Source organism: Pseudomonas sp. JUb42 (assembly GCF_024807945.1).
GTDB lineage: Bacteria > Pseudomonadota > Gammaproteobacteria > Pseudomonadales > Pseudomonadaceae > Aquipseudomonas.
Genome location: NZ_JANUFD010000001.1, coordinates 773,203 through 784,558 on the forward strand (window position 1 = coordinate 773,203; position 11,356 = coordinate 784,558).

Consider the following 11,356-nt stretch of genomic DNA (forward strand, 5'->3'; position numbering starts at 1 on the left):
AGGCCGGACGAATGGCTGCCAGTGATGGGGCGAACAGTAGGGCGCGGCGCTAAGGCTCGAAAGGCGGGTTTTGCAGTGGGGCGTTTAGTTTTTCTAAAGACTTGGCAGGGTGCTGGAGTACGTTGGTGGGAGCGAATTCATTCGCGAAGGCGGTGCTGCGGGCGATGAAGATGCGTCGAATGTACCGGCCTCTTCGCGAATGAATTCGCTCCCACAGATGTGCTCCCTGCCTCGGTTAGTGTTTGCTGCGTGACAGCGCGGCGTCGTAGATGGGGCGGGATCTCCCACAGAATTCGCTCCCCCTGGATTTCGGTCATTCAGCCGGTTCAGTGTTGTTTGATAAGAGTGCCTTGTATGGGCGGCGTGATCGCTATTCGGCGATCAACCGCGCGCCGGGCCACAGCCGGTCGTTGACCAGTTGCCGCGCTACATCACAGATGACAATGCGCGTGGCCAGCGCGGCCGGGGACAGCTCATCGTCGGCCAGGGTAGCCAGCAGATTGCGGCGGCCGACATGGGGGTCAGCGATCTGTACCAGTGACAGCCCGCGTTCGCCTTCCAGAGCCGCCGCCGCGCCGGGTTGAATGGTCGCCGCGTGACCGGCCCGCACGGCGTTCATCAGCACGGCCAGGCCGTCCACTTCCATGATCACCCGGGGTGTCACGCCCGAGCGTTCGAAGGCGGTCATCAGGGCGGTGCGCAGGCCATGCTGCAGGCTCGGCATGACCAGGGGCAGGTGCCCCAGATCCGCCAGTTGTACGCTTTCACCCCGTGGTGCGTCCGGCAGATCATGGGCGGCGATCACGAACAGTTTCTCGTCCAGCAGCGGCGTCACGCTCCAGCGTTTGCCGCCTTCGAGTTGAAACAGGATCGCCAGATCAATCTGTCGCGCGTTGAGCTGGGCGGCGAGGTGCCCGGAGAGCATTTCGACAATGCGCAGCTGAATGTCCGGATAGCGCTCGCGCATGGCATTGATCAGTGGCAGCGCAAGAACGGTGGCGGTGGTGGGTGGCAGGCCGACGCTGACATAGCCGCTCATGCGCCCGCGATGGGCGGCCTGGATGGCGTTTTCTGCCTGGCGCAGGGTCAGTTGCGCATGGTGCAGGAATGCGGTCCCGGCACCGGTCGGGGTGACGCCGGTACTGGTCCGGTTGAGCAGGCGGGTCGACAATTCGCTTTCCAGTTTGCCGATCTGCTGGCTCAGCGCCGACACCCCGACGTCCAGTTCCAGCGCCGCACGGCCCAGGCTGCCGTGTTCGACAATTTTCACGAAGTAGCGCAGTTGTCTGAGTTCCACGTCGCGGCGGCTCCGTCTGAGGGAAAGCAGGGATTCTACTCTCAGCTTTAATGCAGGCGAGGTGTTGTGCCAGAAACGCTGGGGCGCCTGATTCGCGGGCAAACCCGACGCCAACGGGTTTGCATGATCCTGTGGGAGCGTGGCTTGCCCGCGAAGAACGATAACGCGGTGCCGCTATAATCTGCACTGCACACTATGATCAATAACTTGTCACTTTCAGTCATTGAGCGCGACCCGCAGGCTCTTTACTGTTGGCGACATGAACGGGATACAGGTGCTGTACCCGAATAATCGACGGACCCCCATTGAGGTGTCCGCATTTCCGTGATGATGCATGAGGGACTCTGTAATGGCTGCTGCTCACTATCCGCATCTGCTGGCCCCGCTGGACCTGGGTTTCACCACGCTGCGCAACCGTACCCTGATGGGCTCGATGCACACCGGCCTGGAAGAAAAACCTGGTGGCTTCGAGCGCATGGCGGCGTATTTTGTCGAGCGTGCCCGTGGCGGTGTTGGCCTGATGGTGACCGGTGGTATCGCGCCCAACGACGAGGGCGGGGTGTATGCCGGTGCGGCCAAGCTGACCAACAGTGAAGAGGCGGACAAGCACCGCATCGTCACCCAGGCCGTACACGAGGCCGGTGGCAAGATCTGCATGCAGATTCTTCACGCCGGACGTTATGCCTACAGCCCCAAGCAGGTCGCGCCGAGTGCGATCCAGGCGCCGATCAACCCGTTCAAGCCACGGGAGCTGGACGAAGAGGGTATCGAGAAGCAGATCGCCGATTTCGTTACTTGTTCCAGCCTGGCCCAGAGCGCGGGCTACGATGGCGTCGAGATCATGGGCTCGGAGGGTTATTTCATTAATCAGTTCCTCGCCGCCCACACCAACCACCGCACCGACCGCTGGGGTGGCAGCTACGAAAACCGTATGCGCCTGCCTCTGGAAATCGTCCGTCGGGTGCGCGAAGCCGTCGGCCCGAATTTCATCATTATCTTCCGTCTGTCGATGCTCGATCTGGTCGAGGGCGGCAGCATCTGGGAAGAAATCGTGGAGCTGGCCCAGGCCATCGAGAAGGCTGGCGCGACCCTGATTAATACCGGTATCGGCTGGCACGAAGCGCGGATCCCGACCATCGCTACCAAGGTGCCGCGTGCGGCTTTCACCAAGGTCACGGCCAAGCTGCGCGGTTCGGTGGGTATTCCGCTGATCACCACTAACCGTATCAATACCCCGGAAATTGCCGAGCAGGTGCTGAGCGAAGGCGATGCCGACATGGTCTCCATGGCCCGGCCATTCCTCGCCGACGCCGATTTCGTCAACAAGGCCGCCGCCGGGCGCAGCGACGAAATCAATACCTGTATCGGCTGCAACCAGGCCTGCCTGGACCATACCTTCGGCGGCAAGCTGACCAGTTGCCTGGTCAATCCCCGTGCCTGCCACGAGACCGAGCTCAACTACATCGCCACCCGGCAGATCAAGAAAATCGCCGTGGTCGGCGCCGGGCCTGCCGGTCTGGCGGCTGCCACTGTGGCAGCAGAACGCGGGCATAAGGTCACGCTGTTCGATTCCGCCAGCGAAATCGGCGGGCAGTTCAACGTCGCCAAGCGCGTACCGGGCAAGGAGGAGTTCTTCGAGACCCTGCGCTACTTCGGTCGCAAGCTGCAAACCACTGGCGTCGAGCTGCGACTGAACACCCGTGTTGCCGTGCAGGACCTGCTGGCCGGCGGCTATGACGAAGTCATCCTCGCCACCGGTATCGCCCCGCGTACCCCGGCGATTCCCGGCATCGATAACACCAAGGTGCTGAGCTACCTGGACGTGATCCTCGAGCGCAAGCCAGTCGGTAAGACTGTGGCGGTGATCGGCGCGGGCGGCATTGGCTTCGACGTTTCGGAATTCCTCGTCGATCAGGGGCAGGTTTCCACCAGTCTCAATCGCGCCGAGTTCTGGAAAGAGTGGGGCATCGACGGTGCTTTAGAGGCGCGCGGTGGCGTGGCCGGAATCAAGGCTCACCCCCATGCTCCGGCGCGCCAGGTGTTCCTGTTGCAGCGCAAGGCTTCCAAGGTCGGTGACGGCCTGGGCAAAACCACCGGCTGGATCCACCGCACCGGCCTGAAGAACAAACAGGTACAGATGCTCAACAGCGTCGAATACCTGAAGATCGACGACGCAGGGCTGCATATCCGCATCGGCGAGGGCGAAGAGAAACTGCTGCCGGTGGATAACATCGTCATCTGCGCCGGCCAGGACCCGCTGCGCGAACTGTATGACGGCCTGGTCGCGGGCGGGCAGAGTGTGCATCTGATCGGCGGCGCTGATGTCGCGGCGGAGCTGGATGCCAAGCGCGCGATCAATCAGGGGTCGCGATTGGCGGCTGAGCTCTAACCGTCGTAGTCGGTGGGAGCGAGGCTTGCCCGCGAATGAGACGACGCGCACGTTCAGGAGTACCGCGTCCATGCCTTCGCGGGCAAGCCTCGCTCCAACGGTGCATTCCAATTCAGATTAGAATGCGCCCATGCCCCTGACTCTCCCCTCCTGGCAACCCCATGCCCCTCTGCAACCTCTCACTTTGCCCTGGCTGCAACAGGCAGGCGTCGAGGTAGCGGTCTTGCGCCTGGACCTGATCGATCCGCTGATCAGCGGCAACAAATGGTTCAAGCTCAAGCATCACTTGCACGCTGCCATGCAGGCGCAAGCAGAAGGGGTGATCAGCCTGGGCGGTGCTCATTCCAATCATTTGCATGCGCTGGCGGCGGCGGGCATGCGTTTTGGCTTTGCCACGGTGGGGCTGTTGCGTGGACATGAGCAAATCACTCCCACGGTGCTCGACCTGCAACGTTTCGGCATGCACCTGCACTGGCTGGGTTATGGCGGATATCGCGAGCGTCATCAGCCCGGCTTCTGGCAGCCCTGGCAGCAGGCATATCCAGGTTTCTATCCGATCCCCGAAGGCGGTGGTGGTTTGCCGGGGGCATTGGGCTGCACTGACTTGCTGACCATGGTCCGTGAACAATTGCCCGCGCTGGGCTGGCGCGACTATGACGGCTGGTGGCTGGCCGCCGGGACCGGCACCACTCTGGCCGGGCTGCTATTGGCTGAGGCCGGTGCGCGCCCGGTGTATGGCGCCATGGCGGTGCCTGATGATCACGGTGTGGCGCAGAATGTGGCGGCGATTGTCGGCGAGGGCGAGTTCCAATTGATCGATGCCAGCCGATGCGGCTTCGCCAAAGTCGATGCCGAGTTGCTGGGTTTTATCGCCGACAGCGAGGCGCAAGGCGGCATCCCGCTGGAGCCGCTGTATACCGGCAAGGCCCTGCTGGCACTGCGTGAACAGATCAACGCCGGGCAATTTGGCCACGGCACCCGTTTGATCTTCGTGCATACCGGCGGCCTGCAGGGGCGGCGTGGTTTGCGCCTGTAACGGCGGCACTGGCACGAATCCTGCGCATTTCCCTTGGTATCGGTCGGTCCTGACTATGCGGATGACACTTCTGGACTGAAGCGTTTCAGGCACTGTCTCGATAATCGAAAAGAATTGCGATTCAATCAAGGCGAGGTGCCCATGACCCACCCGGCAATCGAGCAGGTCGATCCTGCCACTCTGAGAAAAGTCATAGTTGCTGCCGCTATCGGTAACTTTGTCGAATGGTTCGACTTCGCGGTCTACGGCTTTTTGGCCACCGCCATCGCCCAGCAATTCTTCCCCAGTACCGACGCCAGCGCCGGTCTGTTGAAGACCTTTGCGGTGTTTGCCGTGGCCTTTGCCTTCCGGCCGTTGGGCGGGGTGTTTTTCGGCATGCTCGGCGACAAGGTTGGACGCAAGAAAACCCTGGCCTTTACCATTTTGCTGATGGCCGGGGCCACGACCCTGATCGGTCTGTTGCCCACTTACGCGGCCATTGGCGTCATGGCGCCGATCCTGCTGACGTTGATTCGCTGCGCCCAAGGCTTCTCCGCCGGTGGCGAATATGCCGGGGCCTGCGCCTATCTGATGGAGCACGCGCCGCAGCACAAGCGTGCCTGGTATGGCAGTTTCGTGCCGGTTTCGACCTTCTCCGCGTTCGCTGCGGCGGCCATCATGGCCTACGCCCTCGACGCATCGCTGTCGCCTGAAGCCATGAGCAGTTGGGGCTGGCGCCTGCCGTTCCTGATCGCCGCGCCCCTGGGGCTGGTCGGGTTGTACTTGCGCTGGCGGCTGGGTGAGACCCCGGCGTTCCAGGCGGTGGCCGAGGAAGACGCCGTGGCCCACTCGCCACTCAAGGACACCCTGCGCAACCACGGCGCTGCGATCTGCTGCCTCGGTGCCTTCGTGTCCCTGACGGCGCTGTCCTTTTATATGTTCACCACTTACTTCGCCACTTACCTGCAAGTTGCCGGCGGCCTGAGCCGCGCCACGGCCTTGCTGGTATCGTTGATCGCTCTGGTGTTTGCCGCCGCGATCTGCCCGCTGGCCGGGGCCTATTCGGACCGGGTCGGGCGGCGCATGACGGTGCTGAGTACCTGCGTACTATTGATTGTGGTGGTCTATCCGTCCTTCCTCATGGCCAGCTCCGGCTCGTTCGTGGCTTCGATCATCGGCGTGATGTTGCTGGCCATTGGCGCGGTGTTGTGCGGCGTGGTCACGGCGGCGCTGCTCTCGGAAACCTTCCCGACCCGCACCCGCTACACCGCGTCGGCCATCACCTACAACATGGCCTACACCATCTTTGGCGGCACTGCGCCGCTGATGGCGACCTGGCTGATCAGCACCACGGGCAGCAATCTTTCGCCGGCGTTCTACCTGATCGTGATTGCCTTGCTCGCCCTGGCTGGAGGCATGGCATTGCCGGAGACCTCGAAGATTTCCCTGCATGACATTCCTTCGGGGGAGAAGGGCGTGCCTGCGGGCTCGGTAATTTGACATCGTTGGAGCGCGGCTTGCCCGCGAAAGCATCGACGCGTCTTATCTGATACACCGCGTCGTTCAATTCGCGGGCAAGCCTCGCGCCAACGGATTTGCGTCTTGTTTTGTAACAAAAATCGACATGAATGCCCCAAAAAATGGCACATTGGCGGGCCTTGTGCCGATGCTACTGCCTGAGTCATCCGCCAAGGTCCTACCCTTGCTCGACGGATGATTTCCATGGCGCTCAGCAGTACACAAGCCGGGGCGAGCCCGGCCGCGACGACTCCGCAAAGCAGCCCCTTAGTGCTGCGCATCATTGGTGCCGTTGCCCTGGCACACCTGGTCAATGACCTTATCCAGTCGGTATTGCCGTCGATCTACCCGATGCTCAAGGCCAATTACGACCTGAGTTTCACCCAGATCGGCCTGATTACCCTGACCTTTCAGATCACCGCCTCGGTGCTGCAGCCCTGGGTCGGTTACTACACCGACCGCCATCCCAACCCGTTGGTCCTGCCGGTGGGTTCGATCTGCACCCTGATCGGCATCATGATGATGTCCATGGTCGGCAGTTTCCCGATGATCCTGCTGGCGGCGGCGCTGATCGGTATCGGTTCCTCGACCTTCCACCCGGAAGCGTCACGCATTGCGCGGCTGGCTTCGGGCGGGCGCTTTGGCCTGGCGCAATCGACCTTCCAGGTTGGCGGTAACAGCGGCTCGGCCCTCGGGCCCTTGTTGGCGGCGGCGATCATCATTCCGTTCGGTCAGGATCATGTGGCCTGGTTTGGCCTGATTGCGCTGTTCTCCCTGGGCCTGCTGTATGTCATCAGCCGCTGGTATCGCAGCCATCTGGCGCTGTTCAAACTCAAGGCCGGGCAGGTGGCGACCCACGGGCTGTCGAAGACGCGGGTCTGGGCGTCCCTGGGCATCCTGGCGTTCCTGGTGTTCTCCAAGTTCTTCTACATGACCAGCATCACCAGCTATTTCACTTTCTACCTGATCGAGAAATTCGACCTGTCGGTGGCGTCTTCGCAGCTGCATCTCTTCCTGTTCCTCGGCGCCGTGGCCGCCGGCACCTTCTTCGGCGGGCCGATTGGCGACAAGATCGGGCGCAAGGCAGTGATCTGGTTCTCGATCCTCGGCGCGGCACCCTTCACCCTGGCAATGCCCTACGCCGATCTGTTCTGGACCAGCGTCCTCAGTGTGATCATCGGCTTTATCCTGGCTTCGGCGTTTTCCGCCATCGTGGTCTTCGCTCAGGAACTGATGCCGGGGAACGTCGGCATGATCGCCGGGATTTTCTTCGGTCTGATGTTCGGCTTCGGCGGCATCGGCGCGGCGCTGCTGGGTTACCTGGCCGACAGCCATGGCATCAACTTCGTCTACACGCTGTGCTCGTTCCTGCCATTGCTGGGAATATTGGCCATCTTCTTGCCGCGGACTCATAAATGATCATTACCGCGACCCTGATTTTCCTGCTGACCATCACCTTGGTGATCTGGCAGCCCAAGGGCCTGGGAGTTGGCTGGAGCGCGGTGCTCGGCGCGGTACTGGCATTGCTCAGTGGCGTTGTGCACCTGAGTGATATTGCGCTGGTGTGGCATATCATTTGGAACGCCACGGGCACCTTTATCGCCCTGATCATCATCAGTCTGCTGCTGGACGAGGCCGGGTTTTTCGCCTGGGCCGCCCTGCATGTGGCGCGCTGGGGCAAGGGCGGTGGGCGGCGGTTGTTTGCCTTTATCGTCCTGCTCGGCGCGCTGGTTGCGGCACTGTTCGCCAATGACGGCGCGGTGCTGATCCTCACGCCTATTGTCATCGCCATGCTGCTGGCCCTGCGCTTTTCCAAGGCGACGACCCTGGCGTTCGTCATGGCCGCCGGGTTTATTGTCGATACGGCGAGCCTGCCACTGGTGGTGTCGAACCTGGTCAATATCGTCAGCGCCGACTATTTCAAGATCGGCTTCAATCGCTATGCCGCCGTAATGGTGCCGGTGAACCTGGTCAGCGTGGCGGCGAGCCTGGGCATCCTGATGTGGTTTTATCGCCGGGATATTCCGGCCAGCTACGATCCGCAGCAGTTGGATGAGCCCTCATCGGCAATCAAGGATCGACCGACCTTCATCGCCGGTTGGTGGGTGCTGGTGATCCTGCTGGCTGGTTGCTTTGCCCTGGAGCCCCTGGGAATTCCCATCAGCGCCATTTCGGCGGTGTGTGCGGCGTTGCTGCTGGGCATCGCGGCCAAGGGTCACAAGATTGCCACACGCAAGGTCCTGCGCGAGGCGCCATGGCAGATTGTGATTTTCTCCCTGGGCATGTACCTGGTGGTCTACGGCCTGCGCAATGCCGGGCTGACCGATTATCTGGCGACACTGCTCGACCGCTTTGCCGAGCATGGCGTATGGGGCGCGGCCATGGGCACCGGGGTGCTGACGGCGTTGTTGGCGTCGGTGATGAACAATCTGCCCACGGTGCTGATCGGCCTGCTGTCCATCGACGCCAGCCATGCGGTCGGCCCGGTGCAGGAAGCGATGATCTACGCCAACGTCATCGGCAGCGACCTGGGGCCGAAAATTACCCCCATCGGCAGCCTGGCGACGTTGCTGTGGCTGCATGTGCTGGAGCGCAAGGGCATTCATATCGGCTGGGGCTATTACTTCCGGGTCGGCATCGTTCTGACCGTGCCGGTGCTGTTGCTCACACTGGCGGCGCTGGCACTGCGACTGAGCTGGTAGCGGTGCTGGTGTCGCCGAGATTGGGCCAGATATCGGCAACCAGAAACAGACGCTCGGCCTCGTCCCAGCTGCCGTCACCATTGGGCACCAGGCGCACCAGCAACTGCGCCGGGGCCAGCGGGTCGAGCTGCTCCAGCCAGTCCCGCAACTGCTGATCGCTCCAGGCCTCAGGGTAATGCGCGGGCGCCAGCCAGGCATGCCGGGGTAGGGGCTGCCAGCGCCCGGCGGGGCTTTGCGCGCTAAATGCCGACCAGTCGCGCTGATGCAGCCAACGGCCCTTGAGGTGTTGGCCATGCACCCCGGCTGGCGACTGCGCACAGTTCGGCCACGGATACAGCAGATAGCCGCCCAGCCACAGCTCGGCGCTGAAGGTTTCCACGCCCAGCCCGGCCAGCACGGCGCGGCTTTCCGGGCGGGCGGAAATCGGCAATTGGTGCTGGCTCAGATGATCCAGCTTGCGATCCAGACGGTCATTGCAGCCGGGGCCCAGCCATTGCGCCGGGTCCTGGCCGTCACCCTGCTGCGGGCCGAGATAGAGCTTGATCGCCAGTTCAATGTGATGCACGCCCTCGCCATCGCGCAGCAGCATGTCCAGTTCGCCCAAGGTATGACCGTCCAGGCGAATCGGCAGGTTGGCGGCGATCATTTCCACACCGGGGGCGTGCTGCACGGCAAACTGCCACAACCGCTCGTAATACACCCCCAGCCGCCGCGTCGCGCCCAGGGCCAGCCAGTCGAGCAGGGCGCTGGCGTCGCGGTCCAGAGCCCGCAGGAAGTCCGCCAGCCGCTCCGGCGCCTGCACCCAGTCACTGCCGCTCAAGGGGTGGCGCTGCGGCCACGGCGTCTGCGCCAGCATCGGCGGCGCAAGGATGACCCAGGCCAGGTCGCGAACCTCGGGCAGGCGCAACTGGCGGGGCAGATCGATCAGGTTCGGAAATAGAGTCATGGGTCGAGAATAGCGGGTATCGGGAGGCGGGGTGTGGAAAGCCTTCGGACTGCGGCTGTCAGGTTCAACGCGATGGCTCATGGGTAATCCCCATTCTTCGCATAGGGCTGTGCCTTGGCTTCTTGCGCAAGAAAAATCTGCCTGGGCAACTTGAACCCCCGCAGCTTGAGCAACGCCAACGGCCCCGCACCCAGCTCAGTGCGCAGGTGCCAAGTCAGGTTGAGGCCGTCGGGGGCGGTGATTTCCACGCGGTAGCGGCTGTCGCCATCGTCCAACGATGTGACCTTGGCTTTTTCCAACAGGCGAATCAGGCCCCAGGTACCGGCGAAGTCGCCGTACAGGCGTTCGCTGGCCTTGACGCTGGTCCAGGTCAGCATCACCCCCGGATGATCGCCGCGCCCCGGCCAGTTGAAGCGTTGCCAGAATTCGCGCTGGTTGAAGTAATGGTGCTTTTCGCCATTGAGCACGAAGGTGGTGTTGACGATGTCCCGCACCGGCTTGCCCTGCAGCTCGAAACTCAGGCCCATGCCGCCATCGGTGTAGAGCACGTCGGCCAGTTCGCCGAGCTGGTTGATGGCTTTGAGAAACTGCGGATTCAGGCGCAGGCCCTGGCTGTGGCGTGGATCCGCCACCCAGCGGTTGCCTTCCTTGCGCACCACGCCGCTCAACTGATGTTGCAGAAACTGCTCGATACGCCCGGAGTCGGCGCGGATCAGTTGCCCAAGCATGGGCAGCGAGGCATCGCTATTGGTGGCGGCGAAGGGATAGCGGCTGGCGAAAGCGTTGTTCCAGTGGTCGACGATTGCCCGCTGCCATTGCTGATTCAGCGCCCGCGCCGAGGGTTGCAGCACGTGTTGCCAAGCCTGGTCCAGGGGCTGCACGAACAGGGTCTGGCCAATCGTGCCCCACTCGGCGCCGAGGCTGGCGGCGATCAGGTTGGCGTAGGACTGGGTGTCGGTGAGCTCGACGCTATTGCCCTGAAATACATTCTGCGCCAGGGCCTGGCTGATGGCTTGGGGATCGGTTGCCTGACTGATCTGTTGCAGCTTCAGACGGACCCGCGTCACTTGGGTGAGAAAGGCTTGCAGGCTCAGGCTGTCGTTGGTCTTGCTGTCCGGGTCGGTGCCCAGCAGGGCCAGCAAGGGACCGAAGGTGGCGTCCAGCGGACCGGTCGGGCCTTGGCCCAGTTGATCAATGGCCGGGACTTTATCCTTGGCAATCAGCTGCTGCGCCGACTGCATCAGGGAGTCGGCCAGGGCCTGACTGCGAGTCCCCGCCCGCCCCTGATACGCGAGGGCATTGACCAGGGCAATCAGCGGCGACTGACGCACATCGCTCATCATCGTCAGTTGGTCGATGACTTCACCGAGGCTATCGGTCCGGTGCCAACGCAGGCTATTGAGAAAATCCAGCCAGACGCCGCTGTAGTCCTGAAAATAGCGCTCAGTCAGACGCTGCTTGAGCATCGCCGGGGTCAACTCCACCGCCA

At 62.6% G+C, this 11,356-nt stretch carries 8 protein-coding genes; 5 read left to right on the forward strand and 3 right to left on the reverse strand.

The features are described from left to right. Positions 1-370 precede the first annotated feature (370 nt). Positions 371-1,297, reverse strand: a complete 927-nt coding sequence (locus M2401_RS03650; protein WP_259099791.1) for a LysR substrate-binding domain-containing protein — start codon at positions 1,295-1,297, stop codon at positions 371-373. A gap of 349 nt (positions 1,298-1,646) precedes the next feature. On the opposite strand from M2401_RS03650, the gene M2401_RS03655 reads away from it, so the two are divergent. The 5 genes from M2401_RS03655 to M2401_RS03675 all read left to right on the forward strand — a co-directional run bounded on the left by M2401_RS03655 (position 1,647) and on the right by M2401_RS03675 (position 8,921). Continuing rightward, positions 1,647-3,686, forward strand: a complete 2,040-nt coding sequence (locus tag M2401_RS03655) for an NADPH-dependent 2,4-dienoyl-CoA reductase (RefSeq protein WP_259099794.1) — start codon at positions 1,647-1,649, stop codon at positions 3,684-3,686. A 130-nt stretch (positions 3,687-3,816) separates the two neighbouring features. Continuing rightward, a complete protein-coding gene (locus M2401_RS03660; protein ID WP_259099798.1) occupies positions 3,817-4,722 on the forward strand; it encodes a 1-aminocyclopropane-1-carboxylate deaminase/D-cysteine desulfhydrase in 906 nt (301 codons plus the stop codon). A 141-nt stretch (positions 4,723-4,863) separates the two neighbouring features. Continuing rightward, positions 4,864-6,201 carry an MFS transporter gene (locus M2401_RS03665; protein ID WP_259099801.1) on the forward strand — a complete coding sequence of 446 codons (1,338 nt, stop codon included), beginning with the start codon at positions 4,864-4,866 and terminating at the stop codon, positions 6,199-6,201. 222 nt (positions 6,202-6,423) lie between these two features. Next, positions 6,424-7,638 carry an MFS transporter gene (locus M2401_RS03670; RefSeq protein WP_259099804.1) on the forward strand — a complete coding sequence of 405 codons (1,215 nt, stop codon included), beginning with the start codon at positions 6,424-6,426 and terminating at the stop codon, positions 7,636-7,638. Next, positions 7,638-8,921, forward strand: coding sequence for an arsenic transporter (locus M2401_RS03675; RefSeq protein ID WP_259099907.1), 1,284 nt, complete (start codon positions 7,638-7,640; stop codon positions 8,919-8,921). Before M2401_RS03670 ends, M2401_RS03675 begins: the two co-directional genes overlap by 1 nt. On the opposite strand, the gene M2401_RS03680 is transcribed toward M2401_RS03675, so the two are convergent. Continuing rightward, positions 8,884-9,867, reverse strand: coding sequence for a DUF1853 family protein (locus M2401_RS03680; RefSeq protein ID WP_259099909.1), 984 nt, complete (start codon positions 9,865-9,867; stop codon positions 8,884-8,886). The genes M2401_RS03675 and M2401_RS03680 overlap by 38 nt on opposite strands. Positions 9,868-9,944: 77 nt before the next feature. Beyond that, positions 9,945-11,356, reverse strand: a 1,412-nt coding sequence (locus tag M2401_RS03685; RefSeq protein ID WP_310504106.1) for a type VI secretion IcmF C-terminal domain-containing protein, incomplete at its 5' end; no start/stop codon positions are given.

Coding starts and splice junctions, on each gene's coding strand:
- M2401_RS03655 (WP_259099794.1), top strand. CDS start 1,647: ATGGCTGCTGCTCACTATCCGCATCTGCTGGCCCCGCTGGACCTGGGT.
- M2401_RS03660 (WP_259099798.1), top strand. CDS start 3,817: ATGCCCCTGACTCTCCCCTCCTGGCAACCCCATGCCCCTCTGCAACCT.
- M2401_RS03665 (WP_259099801.1), top strand. CDS start 4,864: ATGACCCACCCGGCAATCGAGCAGGTCGATCCTGCCACTCTGAGAAAA.
- M2401_RS03670 (WP_259099804.1), top strand. CDS start 6,424: ATGGCGCTCAGCAGTACACAAGCCGGGGCGAGCCCGGCCGCGACGACT.
- M2401_RS03680 (WP_259099909.1), bottom strand. CDS start 9,867: ATGACTCTATTTCCGAACCTGATCGATCTGCCCCGCCAGTTGCGCCTG.